The organism is Acidimicrobiales bacterium (genome assembly GCA_035540975.1).
Classification (GTDB): domain Bacteria; phylum Actinomycetota; class Acidimicrobiia; order Acidimicrobiales.
This window is the reverse complement of sequence record DATLFN010000088.1, coordinates 1-16,927: the sequence shown is the minus strand read 5'-3', so window position 1 is coordinate 16,927 and position 16,927 is coordinate 1. Positions and strand designations below refer to the sequence as shown.

The window sequence follows — 16,927 nt, the reverse complement described above, 5'->3', positions numbered from 1 at the left end:
GGCGGAGGCCCCTCCGTCGTCGTGGCACGACCGCCAGCGCGCCTTCGCCGAGGGCCGCGGCCGCCGGCACGCCACCGATCCCGGCACGGGCACGCTGGTGGTGCTCCCGTCGCCCACCTTCGCGGTGGCCGAGCTGCGGAAGATCACCGGCATCCAGTTCTACGAGGAGCGTTTGCTGTTCACCACGCTCCTGCTGCGCCGGCCCGAGCTGCGCATGGTGTACCTGACGTCGCTCCCGGTGGACGAGGCCATCGTCGAGTACTACCTGCGCTTCGTGCCCGACGCGGCGGGCGCCCGGGCCCGCCTCACCATGATGACGCTGGACGACCCGTCGCCCCTGCCCCTCACCGAGAAGCTGCTCCACCGCCCCGAGGTGGTCGCCCGCGTTCGGGAGCTGGCCGGGCAGGCGGACGACGCCCACGTCCTGCCGTTCAACATGACGCCCGCCGAGCACGACCTCAGCGAGCAGCTCGGACTGCCCTTCTACGGGCCCCACCCCGACCTCGTCCACCTCGGCTCCAAGACGGGCTCCCGCCGGGTCGCCCGCCGGGCCGGGGTGGCCGTCCTGGAGGGCGACGAGGGCCTGTTCTCGCTGGAGGACGTCGAGGCCGCCATCCACCGGCTGCGGGAGCGGCGGCCGGGCGCCGAGGCGGTGGTGGTGAAGCTCAACCACGGGTTCTCCGGGCAGGGCAACGCGCTCATCGACCTGGCCGGGCTGGCGTCGCCGCTGCCGCTGTCGGCCACCACGTTCTGCGCGTCGGACGAGTCGTGGCCGTCGTTCGGGGCGAAGATCGAGGCCAGCGGCGGCATCGTGGAGGAGCTGCTGCGCTCGCCCGACGTGGTGTCGCCCAGCGTCCAGGTGCGCATCGCGCCCGACCGCTCGTTCGAGGTCGTCTCCACCCACGACCAGGTCCTGGGCGGGCCCAGCAACCACGTCTACCTCGGGTGCCGCTTCCCGGCCGACCCCCGCTACCGCATCCTCATCCAGGAGGCGGCGCTGGCGGTGGCCGACGTGCTGGCGGGCGAGGGCGTCATCGGCTCGTTCGGCATCGACTTCATCGTGGTCCCCGTCGGCGACGGCTTCGACGTCTACCTGAGCGAGATCAACCTGCGCATGGGCGGCACCACCCACCCCTACTGGATGACCCGGCTCGCCACCGGCGGCACGTACGACGTCGCTTCGGGCGAGCTGCTGGCGGGCGGGGTGCCGAAGCGCTACGTCGCCACCGACAACCTCAAGTCCGAGCGGCTGGTGGGCCGCACCCCGGCCGACGTGATCGAGGCGGTCGACCGGGCCGGCATCGCCTACGACCCGGCGACGGCCACCGGCGTGTGCCTGCACCTGATGGGCGCCATCCCCCGGTTCGGGAAGATGGGGGCCACCTGCATCGGCGACACCCTGGAGGACGCCGAGCAGCGGTCCGCCGAGCTGAACGCCGTCGTCGAGGCCTGAGCCCGCCCGTCAGCCGCCGTCGCTCAGGAGGCGACCAGCGGTTCCGGCGGCAGGAAGGGGCGTTATGCGCCCGGATCTGCCGCCGGGACGCGCCGGCGCCGGTGGCGCGGCGGGTCAGCCGTCGCCGCCGAGGATGGTCAGCAGCGGTTCCGGCGGCAGGGAGGGGCGTTATCCGCCCGGGTGTGCCGCCGGAACGAGCCGGCGCGGGTGGGGCGGCGGGTCAGCCGTCGCCGTCGCCGTAGGACGTGAGCAGCTCGATCAGGGTGCGGACGCCGACACCGGTGCCGCCCTTGGTGAGCCACCCGTCGTCGGCCTCGGCCCGGGCCGGGCCGGCGATGTCGAGATGGGCCCAGGGGACGTCGCCCACGAACTCCTGGAGGAACAGCCCGGCCACCACCGTCCCCGCCTCCCCCGCCTTGCCGATGTTCTTGAGGTCGGCCACCTCGGAGTCCAGGTGGTCGCGGTACTCGGGCGGGAGCGGGAGCCGCCACGCCGGCTCCCCGGCCCGCTGGGCGGCGGCCCGGACCCGGTCGACCAGGCCGTCGTCGTTCCCCATCAGCCCGCTGATGCGCCGGCCCAGCGCCACCACCTGGGCGCCGGTCAGGGTGGCCAGGTCGACGATGGCGTCGGGCGCCTCCTCGGCGGCCAGGGCCAGGGCGTCGGCCAGGATCAGGCGGCCCTCGGCATCGGTGTTCAGCACCTCGACCGTCCTGCCGTTGCGGATGGTGAGCACGTCCCCCGGCTTGACGGCCCGGCCGCTCGGCATGTTCTCGGTGAGGGGCAGGAACCCGACGACCCGCACCGCGGCGCCCAGCGCCGGCAGGGCCGACATGGCGCCCAGGACGGCGGCCGCGCCCGACATGTCGGTCTTCATGGTCATCATGCCGTCCGCCGTCTTGAGCGACAGCCCTCCCGAGTCGAAGGTGACGCCCTTGCCCACCAGCGCCACGGTGGCGGACGGGGCGCCCGCCGGCTGGTAGGTGAGCTTCACCAGGCAGGGCGGCTCCTCCGAGCCCCGGGCGACCCCGGCCAGGCCGCCCAGCCGCTGGGCGGTCACGGCCGCCTCGTCGAGCACCTCGATCGTCAGCCCGGCCGCCTCCGCCACCGAGGCGGCGCGCTCGGCGAACCCCGTCGGCGAGAGGGAGCCGGCGGGCTCGTTGACGAGGTCGCGGGCGAGGGAGACGGCCTCCACCACCCGGGCCGCCCGGGCCAGCGCCGGCTCGACGTGGGCGGCGTCGGGGACGACGACGGTGAGCTCCTCGACGCGGCAGGCGTCGGGCTGGCGGCGGTAGCGCGAGAACCGGTAGGCGGCCAGGCCGGCGCCTTCGACCAGCGCCCGGGCCGCCACCCCGCGGTCGGGCCCGTCGGGCACGGCGTCGAGCACGGTCGTCGCCACCCGGTGGGCCTTCCACGCCGTGCGGACGATGCACGCGCCCGCCTTGCGGAACGCGTCGGCGTCGAGCGCGTCGGGGTCGCCCAGGCCGACCGACAGCACCGCCCGTCCACCCGACACCACGAGCTGCGTCTGCCCCGGCCTGCCCTCGAAGCCGAGGGTGGTCTCGGGGGGCGCGGCCCCGTGGAGGACGGGCACGGCGAGGACCTCGACGTCGTGGGGCACCTCGTCGCTCGCCGAGAACCGGACGGGGCTCACGACGGGCTCCCGCCGCCGGCGCCGCGCGCCGGGAGGAAGGCGGACGCCTGCCAGCGGGCCATCGTCCACAGCAGGTCCGAGAGGCGGTTGAGGTAGGGCACCACGTGGGACCCGTCGGCCGCCACGCCCAGCGCCGCCCGCTCGGCCCGGCGCACGACGGTGCGGGCGACGTCGAGCCGGGCGGCCGTGCGGTTCTCCCCGGGCACGACGAACTCCTCGGGCATGGTGGTCCTCTCCGTCAGGTCGTCGATGCGGGACTCGAGGGCCGCCACCATCGCCTCGGTCACCAGGGTGCGACCGGGCTCCAGCTTGTGGCGGTTCGCGGGCGCCGTCGCCAGGTCGGCCATGAGCACCCACAGGTCGCGCTCGAGGGCGACCAGCAGCTCGTCCAGCTCCGACCCCTGCTCCGCCTCCGCCCTGGCCAGGCCGAGGAAGGCCTGCGCCTCGTCCACCGTCCCGTACGCCTCCACGGACGGCTGGTCCTTGCGGAGCCGCCCGCCGAAGTACAGGCCGGTGGTGCCGTCGTCGCCCCTGCGGGTGTAGATCCTCATCCCGGCGGAGGCTACCGGCGGGCTCAGCCGCTCCCGGCGACGGCCCGTTCGATGTAGGCGCGGGTGAGCCGGTCCAGCTGGGCGACGTCGAGACCGTAGTGGGTCGACAGCACGATCCCCATCGGGTCGCGCGCGAACTCGGGCGTCGGCCGGAGGGGCCGGAAGCCGGCGTAGAGGTCGAAGAAGCGCTCGGGCCCGTGCTCGTCGATCAGGTGCAGGACGGCGGCGTTGGCGTAGGCGTACTGGAGGCCGTCCGACAGGCCGGGCTGCATGCCGGCGAGCGACATCCCGTCGAAGGCACCCGACGCCAGGCCGACCCTCCAGGCAGCCACCCGGCGCTCTCCCGCCAGGTACATGGCCGCTCCCTCGACGGCCCACCCGGGCGTGAACGGGCCGGCGTGGCGGGACAGCGCCAGGTGGGCCAGCTCGTGCTGGAAGACCTGCGCGGCGGGGAGGATCTCGCCTCCCTCGCCGAGCGTCGGCTCCCCGTCGCCGACCACCACGTCGGCCTTGAACATCATCTGGCGGGACTCGGGACCGCCGAGGGAGTTGAAGACGAACCGGGCGGCGGCGAGCTCCCCGGCGTCGGTCGCCCGCCCCGTGAGCTCGGCGTACTCCTCCTCGCTGCCCGCCAGCAGCACGAGGTTGACCGGGTCGAGCTCGAGCACCTCGATCCGCTCGGCCAGCCCCTTCCGGGCCTCCTCGGCCGCCGCCAGCGCCCGCTCGGCGTTGGTGAGGCCGGGCCGGTACAGGGCGAGGAAGTGGTCGCTGCGGGAGGCGGCGACGGGGCCGGTGGCCCAGATGGGCGGGCCCGAGAACCCCTCGTCGCCGGCCGTCACCATCTCCGAACGGGTGACCAGCCACCTCTCCCCGCGGCGCTCGACGTCGTACTCGAAGCTCATCCGGAACTGGTTGTCCGCCGGGAGCCCCTCGTAGCGGTACACCAGCTGGACGTCGGCGTCCCGGAAGCTGGTCGCCGTGCTCCTGGCGCCGCGGGGCCGGAAGGTGACGTTGGCGTAGGCGAGCGGCACGGCGGCCGCTCCCTCGGCGAAGGCCCGCTCCGCCTCCTCGGCGCTCGGGGCCACGGCGGCCAGGTAGCCGTCCACGTCGCCCTCGGCGAGCAGGCCCGCCCGCTCCCGGAGCAGGGCGCGCACCTGCCCGAGCGGGGAGTCGTCGGCGTCGCTTCCCCGTCCACCGCCGCACGCCGCCGCGAGCGACGACACGACGAGGACCGCCACCGCGAGCGACGACCGGCCCCTCCGCACGCCGGCGAACGCTAGGTCATCGCTCGGGGGTCCCGCCCCACATTTCAGTGCGCGCTGGCGCGCCAGCACCTGGCGCGCCGGCGCGCACTGAACAGCTGCCCGGGGGCCACACGCGGACCGCCGGTAGCCTGGCGGGGTGGCGGCTGGGAGCTACCTCGATGCGACGCGCGAGCGGGTGGTCGTCTTCGACGGCGCCACCGGGACCAACCTCCAGCTGCGCGAGCTGGGTGCCGACGACTTCGGCGGCCCCGCCCTGGAGGGGTGCAACGAGGTCCTGGTGGCGACCAGGCCCGACGTCGTGCACGAGCTCCACCGGTCGTTCCTCGAGGTCGGCGTGGACGTGGTCGAGACCGACACGTTCGGCGCCTTCGCCCCGGTGCTCGCCGAGTACGGCATCGCCGACCGTGCCCACGAGCTCAACGTCCGGGCGGCCCGCATCGCCCGCGAGGTGGCCGACGGCTACGGGGCCTGGGTGGCGGGCTCGATGGGCCCGGGGACGAAGTTCCCGTCCCTCGGCCAGATCCGGTTCACCGACCTGCGGGACGCCTACGAGGTCCAGGCCGCCGCCCTGCTCGAGGGCGGCGTCGACCTGATCGTGATCGAGACGGTGTTCGACCTGCTCCAGGCCAAGATCGCCATGATCGCCTGCCGGCGGGCCATGGCGGCCGCCGGCCGGGACGTGCCGCTCCAGGTGCAGGTCACCATGGAGCTCACGGGCCGGATGCTCCCGGGCACCGAGATCGGAGCCGCCCTCACCACCATCGACGCCCTGCGGCCCGACGTCGTCGGGCTCAACTGCGCCACCGGACCGCAGGAGATGAGCGAACACCTGCGCCACCTGTCGCAGTACGCCCGCACCCCGATCTCGTGCATCCCCAACGCCGGCCTCCCTTCGGTGGTGGACGGGAGGATGCACTACGACCTCACGCCCGAGCAGCTGGCCGACCACCAGGCCCGCTTCGTCACCGAGCTCGGCGTCACGGTGATCGGCGGGTGCTGCGGCACCACGCCCGAGCACCTGCGGGTGGTGGTCGAGCGATGCAAAGACCTCACCCCCGGCCGCCGCGACACCCGGCCCGACCCGGGCTGCGCCTCCCTCTACAGCCACGTCCCCTACGACCAGTCGCCGTCGTTCCTGGTCGTCGGCGAGCGCACCAACGCCAACGGCTCCAGGAAGTTCCGGGAGGCCATGCTGGCGGACGACTGGGAGACCTGCGTCGCCATGGCCAAGGAGCAGGTGAGGGAGGGCGCCCACGTCCTGGACGTCTGCGTCGACTACACGGGCGAGGACGGCGTGGCCGACATGGAGGAGATCGCCTCCCGCTTCGCCACCCAGGCCACCCTGCCGCTGATGCTGGACTCCACCGAGCCCGACGTCATCGAGACGGGCCTGCGGTGGATCGGCGGCAAGCCCATCCTCAACTCGGTGAACCTGGAGGACGGAGACGCGCCGGGCACCCGCCTGGACCGCTTCCTCACCCTGGCCCGCGAGTACGGCGCGGCGGTCGTCTGCACGTGCATAGACCAGGAGGGCCAGGCCCGCACGGCCGACTGGAAGCTGCGGGCGGCCAGGGCCATCCACGACCTCGCCGTCGGGCGCTACGGCATCGAACCCACCGACCTGTTCTTCGACGCCCTCGCCCTGCCGCTGTCGACCGGCATGGAGGAGAGCCGCCGCGACGGCGTGGAGACCATCGAGGGCATCCGCCGCATCAAGGCCGAGCTGCCCGGCGTCCGCACCATCCTCGGCCTGTCTAATGTGTCGTTCGGCCTCACGCCCGCCGCCCGCCACGTGCTCAACTCGGTGTTCCTGCACGAGTGCCAGCAGGCGGGGCTCGACGCGGCCATCGTCCACGCCGCCCGCATCATGCCGCTGGCCAAGATCGACGAGCGGGCCCGGGAGGTCTGCCTCGACCTCGTCTACGACCGGCGCCGGCCCGGCTACGACCCCCTCCAGGAGCTGCTGGGGCTGTTCGAGGGCGTGTCGTCCACCTCGCTGGTCAAGGAGGACCGGTCGGGTTGGCCCGTCGAGCGCCGGCTGTCGCAGCGGATCATCGACGGCGACAGGGACGGGCTGGAGGCCGACCTCGACGAGGCGCTGCGGACGACGAGCGCGCTGGCCATCGTCAACGACACCCTGCTGGCCGGGATGAAGGTCGTCGGCGACCTGTTCGGCTCCGGTCAGATGCAGCTGCCGTTCGTGCTCCAGTCGGCCGAGACGATGAAGGCGGCCGTCGCCCACCTCGAGCCCCACATGGAGAAGTCCGACCAGGGCGGCAAGGGGCGCATCGTGCTCGCCACGGTGAAGGGCGACGTCCACGACATCGGCAAGAACCTGGTCGACATCATCTTCTCCAACAACGGCTACGAGGTGCACAACCTCGGCATCAAGGTGGCCATCACCGAGATGGTCGAGAAGGCCCTGGAGGTGGGGGCCGACGCCATCGGCATGAGCGGCCTGCTGGTGAAGAGCACCCTCATCATGCGCGAGAACCTGCTCGAGCTGAACGACCGCGGGCTGGCCCACATCCCCGTGGTGCTGGGGGGAGCCGCGCTCACCCGGCGCTACGTCGAGGCCGACCTGCGGGAGGTCTACAAGGGTCGCGTCTTCTACGGCAAGGATGCCTTCGAGGGCCTGCGGACGATGGACCGGCTCATGGAGCTCAAGCGGGGCGGCGTGGACGACCCGAGCTTCGGCCGCCAGCCGAGCGGGCGACCTCGACCGAAGAGGGGCGACGACGGCGCCGGCGTGCCGGCGCCCGCCCGGTCGCCGGAGGTGGCCACCGACAACGAGGTGTTCAAGCCGCCCTTCCTCGGGTCGCGCGTGGTCAAGGGCCTCGCGGTCGACGAGATCGCCACGTGGCTCAACGAGACGGCGCTGTTCCGCAACCAGTGGCAGTTCCGCCCCGAGAAGGGCGGCGAGGAGACGGACACCGCCTTCAAGGACCGCATCCGGCCCATCCTGCGCGAGCAGCTGGCCTGGGCCAAGGCCGAGGGGCTGCTCGTGCCCCAGGTGGTCTACGGGTTCTTCGCCGCCAACGCCGACGGGAACGACGTCGTGATCTGGACGGACGACACCCGCACGGCCGAGCGGGCCCGGTTCTCCTTCCCCCGCCAGGGCAAGGAGCCGTGGCTGTGCATCGCCGACTTCGTCCGCCCGATCGGCGCCGAGCCCGACTACGTGGCGTTCTCCATCGCGTCGATGGGCGCGGCCGTCTCCGAGGCCACCGCCCGCCTGTTCGCCGAGGACCGGTACCAGGAGTACCTCCTGCTGCACGGGCTGGGCGTGGAGATGGCGGAGGCGCTGGCCGAGCTGTGGCACCGGCGCATCCGCGAGGAGTGGGGCTTCGCCGACGAGGACGGGCCCACGCTCACCGGCCTGTTCCGCCAGCAGTACCGGGGCGGGCGGTACTCGTGGGGCTACCCGGCGTGCCCCGAGCTGGCCGACAACCTCACCGTGGCCGAGCTGCTCGAGGCGGGCCGCATCGGCGTCGAGGTCAGCGAGGAGACCGGCTTCCAGTACCACCCGGAGCAGACGACGTCGGCCATCGTGCTCCACCACCCCCAGGCCAAGTACTTCATCGCCTGACCCGCCCCCACCGGGCGAAGGTGGGCGGTGGCGGTGGGGGCACCCGGCGGCGGGCCTCCTCGGAGCCGGCGCGGCGCCGCCGCATCTCCAGGGCCAGGCTCTCCTCCCCACGGGCCATCGCCCAGCGGTGGTTCGCCGCGAAGGCGGGGCGCAGCAGCCAGCTCAGGCGCCGCAGCAGCGGCTTGGTGGCGCTCACCCGCCAGTCGTAGGTGATCACCACCTCGGGCCCGTCCTGCTCGAACGCCCAGCGGCCCGTCCCCTCGAGGTCGCCGGCGGCCTCCAGGGCGAACCCGGCACGGGTGACGGGCTCGGTGATGCGCAGCCGCCAGCGCAGCGTGTACGGCAGCCAGCCCTTGGTGTGGAGGTCGAGCGTGCGGCCGACGCCGTCGGGGCCGCCGGCCTCTACGAGGTCCACGGCCAGGTAGACGGCCGGCCACCACCGCGGCAGCCCGGTCGCGTCGCCCAGGACGTCGGTCACCTCGTCGACCGTGCCGGGCACCCGCCACACGGTGGCGAACTCGTACTGCGGCCCCATCGGGGCCCGACGGTACCCGACCCCGAGCACCCGCCCCGTGCACCGGTGACGTACCGGGGCGACCGTCCCGGGTGTGGGATCCCGGTGGGATTTCCGTTGACATCTGCCGCCATATCCAACATACTCCAATCATGGACGCCCAGGACCGCCGGGAGTCGATCGCCGACGAGCTGCGCCGCCGCGGCCGGGTGTCGGTCCGCCGGCTGGCCGCCGCCCACGACGTGACGCCCGAGACGGTGAGGCGGGACCTCATCGAGCTCGAGGCCCGCGGTGAGCTGCGGCGGGTGCACGGCGGCGCCGTCGCCCTCGAGCACCTGCGGGTGGAGCCGGCCGTGGCCGAGCGGTCCGAGCACATGGCCGCCGAGAAGGCCGCCATCGCGCGGGCGGCGGTGGCGCAGTTCCCGGGCGAGGGCGGCACGGTGCTCCTCGACGCCGGCACCACCACGGGGGCGGTCGTAGACGTGTGGCCCACCGACCGCCGGCTCACCGTCGTCACCAACGCCGTGCCCCACGCCCTGGCGCTGGCGCCCATCCCCACCGTCACCGTCATCGTCGTCGGCGGCCGGTTGCGGGCCCGTACGCTGGCCAACGTCGACGAGTTCGCGGTGGACGCCCTCCGCAGCCTCCGGGTGGACGTGGCGTTCCTCGCCGCCAACGGGGTGTCCGAGCGGGGCTGCTCCACGCCGGACACGGCGGAGGCGGCCGTGAAGCGGGCCATGGTCGGAGCAGCCGACCGGGTCGTCCTGCTGGCCGACTCCACCAAGTTCGGCCAGGAACACTTCGTGCGCTTCGCCGAGCTGGCCGACCTCGACGTGGCCGTCACCGACGGCGGCGCCGAGGACGGCGACCTGCTCCCCCTCCGGGTCGCCGGTCTCGACGTGGTCGTCGCCCGATGATCGTCACCGTCACCCCCAACCCGTCGGTCGACCGCACCCTGGAGGTCGCCCGCATCGAGCGGGGCGCCGTGCTGCGGGCCACGTCCACCCGGATCGACGCCGGCGGCAAGGGCGTCAACGTGACCCGGGCGCTGGTCGCCAACGGCCACGCCAGCCTGGCCGTCCTGCCCCTCGGCGGTGGCGACGGCGCCGTGCTGTCGCGGCTGCTGGGCGAGGGGGGCATCCCCCACCACACCGTCGCGACGGCGGGCGGGACGCGCTCGAACATCACCCTGAGCGAGCCGGACGGCACCGTCACCAAGGTGAACGCCCCGGGGGCGCCCCTCGCCCCCGAGGAGCTCGAGGCCCTCGTCGACGCCGCCATCATCGCCATGCGCGGGGCGGCCTGGCTCGTCGGCTGCGGGTCGCTCCCCGACGGTGCGCCGGCGGGCATCTACGCCACCCTCGTCGAGCACGCCCGCGGCGCCGGCCTGCGGGCCGCCGTCGACACCAGCGGCGCCCCGCTGGCCGCCGCCCTCGCCGCCCGGCCCGACGTCATCAAGCCCAACCTGGCGGAGCTGGCCGAGCTGGCCGGCCGCCCGCTGGCGACGGTGGACGACGTCATCGCCGCCGCCGACGCGGCTCGGGCAGCGGGGGCCGCCGCGGTCGTCGTCTCGATCGGCGCCCGGGGCGCCCTGCTGGTGGACGGGTCCGAGCCCGTCCTGGCCGTCCCGCCCGCCGTCGCCGCCCGCAGCGACGTGGGGGCGGGTGACTCGCTCCTCGCCGGCTTCCTCGCCGCCGGGGGCGCGGGGGCCGACGCCCTGCGGGCCGGCGTGGCGTGGGCGGCCGCCGCCGTCGCCCTCCCCGGCACCGAGGTGCCCGGCCCCGGCGCCATCGACATCGGGGCCGTCGCCGTCCGTCCCGCCCGCTCGCTCGTCCTGTCCGCCTGACCCGCCGAAAGGGAGACCCCATGACCGTCGCCATCGACACGCTCGTGACGCCCGACCTCGTGATCCTCGACCTGGAGGCGCCCGACCGCCGGGCCGCCATCGAGGCGATCGCCGACCGGCTGTCCGCCGCCGGGCGGCTCACCGACCGCGACGGCTTCGTGGACGCCGTGTGGGCCCGCGAGCAGGAGACGGGCGGCACCGGCATGGAGTCGGGCATCGCCATCCCCCACGCCAAGCACGCCGGCGTCACCGAGCCGAGCGTGGTCGTCGCACGCGTGCCCGGCGGGGTCGACTTCGGCGCCGAGGACGCCCCCGCCGACCTGGTGTTCCTGATCGCGGCGCCGGCCGGGGCCGACGACGTCCACGTCACCGTGCTGTCCAAGCTGGCCCGCCGGCTCGTCCACCAGTCGTTCAGAACCGCCCTGCGCGAGGCCCCCACCGCCGAGGCCGTCGTGTCCATCCTGAAGGAGCAGATCCAGTGAAGCTCGTCGCCGTCACCGCCTGTCCCACCGGCATCGCCCACAGCGCGATGGCCGCCGAGGCCCTCGAGGTGGCCGCCCGCGAGGCGGGCCACGAGATCGAGGTGGAGATCCAGGGCGCCGCCGGCGGCCCCGGCATCTCCGCCGCCACCATCGCCGCCGCCGACGCCGTGATCTTCGCGGTCGACGCCGGTGTGCGCGAGCGCAGCCGCTTCGACGGCCTGCCCAGCGTCGAGGTCCGCACCCGCCGGGCCATCGACCGGCCGGCCGAGGTCATCGCCGAGGTGGAGGCGGCGGCGGCCGAGGCGCCGTCCCGCACCGCCGCCCGGCCGTCGCCCATGGCCGCCGCCGCCCCGGCGGGGACGTCGCCCGGCGAGCAGTTCCGCATCTGGCTGATGACCGGCGTGAGCTACATGCTGCCCTTCGTCGTCGCCGGCGGCATCCTCATCGCCCTCGGTTTCTCCATCGGCGGCGCCACCCGGGTGACCGAGGTGGAGGACTGGCCCGCCCTGTCCTCCGTGTTCGACTCCCGCGTCCAGCTGGGCGCTCTGCTGTTCAAGATCGGCGCCATCGCCTTCAGCATGCTGGTCCCGATCCTGGCCGGGTTCATCGCCTTCGGGATGGTCGACCGGCCCGGCATCGCCCCCGGCGTGGTCGCCGGGCTCATCGCCAACGAGCTGGGCGCCGGCTTCCTCGGCGGCCTGGCCGGCGGCCTGCTGGCCGGCGCGGTGGTGATGCTTCTCATGCGCATCAACGTCGGCGGGGCGCTGTCCAAGATGATGCCCGTGCTGGTGTACCCGATCGTCGGGACGCTGGTGACCGGGGCCGTCCTCGTGCTGCTCATCGGCAACCCCATCGCCGACGTCCAGTCGGGCCTCACCGACTGGCTCACCGACCTCCAGGGGACCAACGCCGTCCTGCTCGGGCTGCTGATCGGGTCGATGATGGCGTTCGACATGGGCGGCCCGGTCAACAAGGCGGCCTACGCCTTCGGCCTCGCCTCCCTCGACTCGGGCAACTTCGCCGTCATGGCCGCCGTGATGATCGCCGGCATGACGCCGCCCCTGGGCCTGGCCCTGGCCACGGCCGTCCGCCCCCGGCTCTTCACCGACGCCGAGCGGGAGTCGGGCAAGGCCGCCTGGCCGCTCGGGCTGTCGTTCATCACCGAGGGCGCCATCCCGTTCGCGGCCGGCGACCCGCTACGGGTCATCCCCGCCCTGATCGCCGGGTCGGCCACCGCCGCGGCCATCTCGATGGCCGTCGACGCCCAGCTGCGGGCGCCCCACGGCGGGATCTTCGTGCTCGGCCTCATCGACGGCAAGATCGGCTACCTGCTCGCCGGGATCCTGGGCACGGCGGTCACCGCGGCTGTGGTCGTCGGGTTGAAGTCGGTCCACCGGGACCAGGCTCACGCCGACGCCGGCGCCGCGCCCCGCGAGGCGGTGACGGTCTGATGCCGAGCCGCACCGTCACCCTGCCCAACCCCACCGGGCTGCACGCCCGCCCGGCCAAGGTGTTCGCCTCGGCGGTGGCCGAGAGCGGCCACCAGGTCCGCCTCACCAAGGGCGACACCACCGTCAACGCCCGCTCGGTCCTGTCGGTGCTCACCCTCGACTGCCACCAGGGCGACGAGGTCACCATCGAGGTGGACGGCGCCGACGCCGACGCCGTGCTCGAGTCGCTCGTCCTCCTGGTGGAGTCCGGCCTGGGCGAGGACGGCCCCCGGTGAGCGCCTCGCTCCGCGGCAGCGGGGCGGCGCCCGGCGTCGCCATCGGTGCCCCCTTCGTGGTCGTGCCCCCCGTCACCGAGGTCGTCGACCCGGGGCCGGCCGGCCCCCCGGATGCCGAGAAGGCCCGCCTGCACCAGGCGCTCGTGCAGGCGGCCGCCGAGCTCCACGCCATGGCCGACCGGATGCGGGCGGTGGCGGGCGAGGAGGCGGAGATCTTCGAGGCCCACGCCGCCTTCGCCGAGGACCCCGAGCTGGAGGACCAGGCGGCCACTTTGATCGACGCCGGCCGCTCGGCCGTGTCGGCGGTGGCCGCCGCCTTCGGCGCCTTCCGCACCCTGCTGGCCGCCTCGTCCAGCGAGTACCTGGCGGCCCGGTCCGCCGACCTGGACGACGTGTGCGCCCGGGTCGTCGGCATCCTCTCGGGCGTCTCCCGCGCCTACGACCTCCCCGAGGGGCGATCGGTCCTGCTGGCCCGCGAGCTCACCCCGTCGCAGACGGCCGAGATCCCCCGGGACCGCATCGCCGGCATCGTCACCGAGACCGGCTCCCCCACCAGCCACGCCGCCATCCTGGCCCGCACCCTCGGCATCCCCGCCGTCGTCGGCGCCGCCGGCGTGCTCACGGTGGCCGCCGGTGCCCGCTGCATCGCCGTCGACGGCCGCACCGGCGAGGTGCACGTGGAACCCGAGGGCGACGTCCTCGCCGCCCTGCTGGCGCGGTCCGACGAGGAGGAGGCCCGCCGGGCCCGGCTGTCGGCGGCCAGCGCCGAGCCCGGCCGCACGGCCGACGGGGTGCTCGTCGAGCTGGTCGCCAACGTCGCCGGGCGCGACGACCTGGCCGCCGCCGTGGGCGCCGGCGCCGAGGGCGCCGGGCTGGTCCGCACCGAGATGCTGTTCCAGGACCGCCGCAGCGAGCCCACCGTCGCCGAGCAGGCCGCCTACTATGGCGAGGTGCTCGCCGCCTTCCCGGGCCGGCGGGTGGTCTTCCGCACCCTCGACGTGGGCGCCGACAAGCCGCTCCCCTTCGTCGTCCGCGAGCCCGAGCCCAACCCCGCCCTCGGCGTGCGCGGCATCCGCCTGTCGCTGCGCCGGCCCAAGCTGTTCGAGGACCAGCTGCGGGCCCTGCTCCGGGCCCACGCCGCCCGCCCCGGAGGGGGCGTCACCGGCATCATGTTCCCGCTCGTCAGCCGGGTCGACGAGGTCGTCGCCGCCCGCAGCGAGCTGGAGCGGGTGGCGGGCGACGAGGGGGTCCCGCTCGACGACGTCGAGGTCGGTGTCATGATCGAGGTCCCGTCGGCGGCCCTGGCCGCCCGCCGCATCGCCCCCCACGTGGACTTCTTCTCGGTCGGCACCAACGATCTGCTCCAGTACCTCTTCGCCGTCGACCGCCTGGTCGCCGAGGTGGCCGAGCTCACCGACGTGTGCGAGCCGTTGGTCCTCGACCTCATCGGCACCGTCGTCGACGCCGCGTCCGAGCACGGCACGTGGGTCGGCGTGTGCGGCGAGACGGCCAGCGACCCCGAGGTCGCCGCCGCCCTCGTCGGGCTCGGTGTCCGCGAGCTCTCGATGGTCCCCGGCGCGTTGGCCGAGGTGAAGGACCTGCTCCGCCGCCACCCGCTCGCCGTCCTCCGGGACGTCGCCGGCCGCGCCCGCGTGGCCGCCACCGCGGCCGAGGCCCGGGCCCTCCTGGCCGAGCTCACCGCCTGAGTATCGCCGCCCGACCGTTCTCCGGACGGAGGACACCGGTATCCGGTGTCCTCCGTCCAGAGAACCGGCGCTGGCCCGACAGACTGCGCCCCATGTCCCCCCGCGCCGCCGGCGTCGTGCTCATCGCCGTGTCGGCGGCGTCGTTCGGGGCCATGGCCGTCTTCGCCCGCCTGGCCTACGACGACGGGGCGGACGTCACGGCCGTGCTGTTCCTGCGGTTCGCCATCGCCGCCCCGCTCATGGCCCTCCTGATGCGGTTGCGGGGGCTGGCGTGGCCCCGGGGGCGGCTCCTGGCCGGGCTGGCCGCCATGGGCGGACTGGGGTACGTGGGCCAGTCGCTCTCGTTCTTCACGGCGCTGACCAAGGCGTCGGCCAGCCTGGTGGCGCTGCTCCTCTACGCCTACCCCGCCATCGTGACCGTCCTGTCGGTGCTGGTGCTGGGCGAGCGCCTGACCCGACCCCGGGTGGCCGCCCTGGGCGTCGCCCTGGCCGGCGCCGTGCTCACCATCGGGCCCGAGCTGTCGGGCGAGCCGCTCGGCGTCGTGCTGGGGGCGTCGGCGGCCGTCATCTACTCGGCGTACATCCTGGTCGGCAGCCGGCTCACGCCCCGCAGCGGCGCCCTGCCGGCGTCGGCCGTGATCATGGCGGCGGCCGCCGCCGTCTACGCCGGGGTGGTGGCCGTCCAGCGCCCGGCGTTCCCCGCCACCGCCGGCAGCTGGGCGGCGGTCGTCGCCATCGCCCTGGTGTCGACGGTGGTCGCCATCACCACCTTCTTCGCCGGCATGGCGCGGCTGGGGCCCACCGACGCGTCCACGCTGTCGACGCTCGAGCCCGTGGTCACCGTGGTGCTGGCCGCCCTGGTGCTCGACGAGCGCCTGTCCGCCGCCCAGCTGGTGGGCGGGCTGCTGATCCTCGCCGCCGTGGTGGTGCTGGCCCGCGCACCCCTTGACAGGGCGGCGGCGCCGGTCGCACCGTAGAGCCCGGGCGCGGCTCGACGCCCGACCACGGCGAGCCCCGGTGGGGCTGGTGGCGAAGGGGACCAGAGTCCTCGGGCCGGACCAGGGCGCGCCCGTCGGCGCCCAGCGAGGAGCCATGACCACCGGCAAGGGGTTCAAGCGGCTGGTACGGGAACGCGCCGCCCGGACGGGCGAGTCGTACACCGCGGCCCGCCGTGCCCTCCTTGCCCAGCGGAGGGAGGACACCGTGGAGACCGCCGAACTGGTGGAGGTGACGCTCGAGGGCGTGGGGCTCGGGGAGGTGGGCGCCGCCCACCACTTCCTCGACCTCAAGGAGCGGGACGGCGACCGCCGGTTGCCGGTGTTCGTCGGGCCCCCGGAGGCCGGGGCCATCGCCTTCGCCCTAGAGGGGCGGGTGGCCCGGCGCCCGATGACGCACGACGCCCTGAAGCAGACGCTCGACGCCCTCGGGGGGCGGCTCGTGCGGATCGTCGTCAGCCACTCGCCCGAGACGTCGACCTTCGCCGCCGACGTCGTGGTGGAGGTGGGCGGCGGCGAGCTCCACCTCGACTGGCGGGTGTCCGACGCGGTGGCGGTGGCCGTGCGCTGCGACCCCCGGCCGCCCATCCTGGCCCCCGCCTCGCTCCTCGGGCCGGCGCCGGCGGGGAGTTGACGCCCGGGGAGGGGCGGGGCTACCCCGGTGCGAGGACCGCCCGTGCGACCAGGTCGGTCCCGAAGGCGGTGAGGATGGCCAGGTACAGCAGGCCGGTGGCGGCCATCACCGCCGAGTAGGCGCGCTCCTTGAGGGCGGCCCGGGTGACGAAGGTGAGGATCACCGTGGTCACCGCGCAGGTTGCCCAGAACCACCCGAGCAGCCCGCCCCAGCCGTCGTCGACCGAGCCGGACAGCACGGAGAGCATGCCCGTCGGCCACAGCAGCGCCGCCACCTCCACCGGCCAGATCACCGCCAGCCACCGGTTGAGCTCGACCAGCGGCTCGCGGCCCAGCCCGGGCTGCACCAGGTACCAGTGGCCGAGGAGCATGGCGTCGGTCACCGCCCCGAGGAAGGCGGCGCCGACCAGCGTGCGCACCACGGCCAGGACGTCGGGACCCCCGGCGTCGAGCCCGCCGGCGACGCAGGCGACGATGCCGAACAGGGGGGGCACGAGGTCGGCCACGGGGGGGAAC

The 16,927-nt window shown here is 74.7% G+C and carries 15 protein-coding genes; 10 read left to right on the top strand and 5 right to left on the bottom strand.

From position 1 onward, the window contains the following. Positions 1-97: 97 nt before the first annotated feature. Entirely contained in the window at positions 98-1,453 is a 1,356-nt protein-coding gene (locus VM242_09850) for a peptide ligase PGM1-related protein (protein HVM05466.1), read from the top strand. Between the two features lie 220 nt (positions 1,454-1,673). Here VM242_09850 and VM242_09845 read toward each other — a convergent pair whose 3' ends face one another. From VM242_09845 to VM242_09835, 3 genes are read right to left on the bottom strand one after another with little or no spacing between them, the layout of a single operon-like run. Continuing rightward, complete coding sequence (locus tag VM242_09845) at positions 1,674-3,104, bottom strand: leucyl aminopeptidase (GenBank protein HVM05465.1); 1,431 nt, start codon at positions 3,102-3,104, stop codon at positions 1,674-1,676. Then, positions 3,101-3,655 carry a cob(I)yrinic acid a,c-diamide adenosyltransferase gene (locus VM242_09840; protein ID HVM05464.1) on the bottom strand — a complete coding sequence of 185 codons (555 nt, stop codon included), beginning with the start codon at positions 3,653-3,655 and terminating at the stop codon, positions 3,101-3,103. The genes VM242_09845 and VM242_09840 overlap by 4 nt, the downstream gene beginning before the upstream one ends. A 23-nt stretch (positions 3,656-3,678) precedes the next feature. Continuing rightward, positions 3,679-4,920, bottom strand: a complete 1,242-nt coding sequence (locus VM242_09835) for a hypothetical protein (GenBank protein ID HVM05463.1) — start codon at positions 4,918-4,920, stop codon at positions 3,679-3,681. A gap of 136 nt (positions 4,921-5,056) precedes the next feature. Here VM242_09835 and metH point away from each other — a divergent pair, with 136 nt between their 5' ends. Then, entirely contained in the window at positions 5,057-8,509 is a 3,453-nt protein-coding gene (gene metH, locus VM242_09830) for a methionine synthase (protein HVM05462.1), read from the top strand. Here the strand turns inward: metH and VM242_09825 are convergent. Next, positions 8,499-9,044: an SRPBCC family protein gene (locus tag VM242_09825; GenBank protein HVM05461.1), complete on the bottom strand. Its 546-nt coding sequence runs from the start codon at positions 9,042-9,044 to the stop codon at positions 8,499-8,501. The two genes, metH and VM242_09825, sit on opposite strands and share 11 nt — an antisense overlap. Before the next feature lie 131 nt (positions 9,045-9,175). On the opposite strand from VM242_09825, the gene VM242_09820 reads away from it, so the two are divergent. From VM242_09820 to VM242_09785, 8 genes are all read left to right on the top strand, one after another. Next, positions 9,176-9,940, top strand: a complete 765-nt coding sequence (locus tag VM242_09820) for a DeoR/GlpR family DNA-binding transcription regulator (protein ID HVM05460.1) — start codon at positions 9,176-9,178, stop codon at positions 9,938-9,940. Continuing rightward, positions 9,937-10,869 (top strand): hexose kinase, encoded by a 933-nt coding sequence (locus tag VM242_09815; GenBank protein HVM05459.1) that lies wholly within the window; start codon positions 9,937-9,939, stop codon positions 10,867-10,869. Before VM242_09820 ends, VM242_09815 begins: the two co-directional genes overlap by 4 nt. Before the next feature lie 20 nt (positions 10,870-10,889). Next, positions 10,890-11,351, top strand: a complete 462-nt coding sequence (locus tag VM242_09810; protein ID HVM05458.1) for a PTS sugar transporter subunit IIA — start codon at positions 10,890-10,892, stop codon at positions 11,349-11,351. Continuing rightward, positions 11,348-12,802: a fructose-specific PTS transporter subunit EIIC gene (locus VM242_09805; protein HVM05457.1), complete on the top strand. Its 1,455-nt coding sequence runs from the start codon at positions 11,348-11,350 to the stop codon at positions 12,800-12,802. The genes VM242_09810 and VM242_09805 overlap by 4 nt, the downstream gene beginning before the upstream one ends. Continuing rightward, positions 12,802-13,077, top strand: a complete 276-nt coding sequence (locus VM242_09800) for an HPr family phosphocarrier protein (protein ID HVM05456.1) — start codon at positions 12,802-12,804, stop codon at positions 13,075-13,077. The genes VM242_09805 and VM242_09800 overlap by 1 nt, the downstream gene beginning before the upstream one ends. Then, a complete protein-coding gene (gene ptsP, locus VM242_09795) occupies positions 13,074-14,783 on the top strand; it encodes a phosphoenolpyruvate--protein phosphotransferase (GenBank protein HVM05455.1) in 1,710 nt (569 codons plus the stop codon). Before VM242_09800 ends, ptsP begins: the two co-directional genes overlap by 4 nt. Positions 14,784-14,875: 92 nt before the next feature. Beyond that, positions 14,876-15,760, top strand: a complete 885-nt coding sequence (locus VM242_09790) for a DMT family transporter (GenBank protein HVM05454.1) — start codon at positions 14,876-14,878, stop codon at positions 15,758-15,760. A gap of 115 nt (positions 15,761-15,875) precedes the next feature. Next, complete coding sequence (locus VM242_09785; protein ID HVM05453.1) at positions 15,876-16,412, top strand: bifunctional nuclease family protein; 537 nt, start codon at positions 15,876-15,878, stop codon at positions 16,410-16,412. A gap of 19 nt (positions 16,413-16,431) precedes the next feature. Here VM242_09785 and VM242_09780 read toward each other — a convergent pair. Next, positions 16,432-16,927 (bottom strand): hypothetical protein (locus VM242_09780; GenBank protein HVM05452.1); only part of this gene is annotated, 496 nt, incomplete at its 5' end.

Excerpts from the sequence above, each read along its gene's own strand:
- VM242_09840 (HVM05464.1), bottom strand. The coding sequence starts at position 3,655 with ATGAGGATCTACACCCGCAGGGGCGACGACGGCACCACCGGCCTGTAC.
- VM242_09825 (HVM05461.1), bottom strand. The coding sequence starts at position 9,044 with ATGGGGCCGCAGTACGAGTTCGCCACCGTGTGGCGGGTGCCCGGCACG.
- VM242_09820 (HVM05460.1), top strand. The coding sequence starts at position 9,176 with ATGGACGCCCAGGACCGCCGGGAGTCGATCGCCGACGAGCTGCGCCGC.
- VM242_09815 (HVM05459.1), top strand. The coding sequence starts at position 9,937 with ATGATCGTCACCGTCACCCCCAACCCGTCGGTCGACCGCACCCTGGAG.
- VM242_09810 (HVM05458.1), top strand. The coding sequence starts at position 10,890 with ATGACCGTCGCCATCGACACGCTCGTGACGCCCGACCTCGTGATCCTC.
- VM242_09800 (HVM05456.1), top strand. The coding sequence starts at position 12,802 with ATGCCGAGCCGCACCGTCACCCTGCCCAACCCCACCGGGCTGCACGCC.
- VM242_09790 (HVM05454.1), top strand. The coding sequence starts at position 14,876 with ATGTCCCCCCGCGCCGCCGGCGTCGTGCTCATCGCCGTGTCGGCGGCG.
- VM242_09785 (HVM05453.1), top strand. The coding sequence starts at position 15,876 with ATGACCACCGGCAAGGGGTTCAAGCGGCTGGTACGGGAACGCGCCGCC.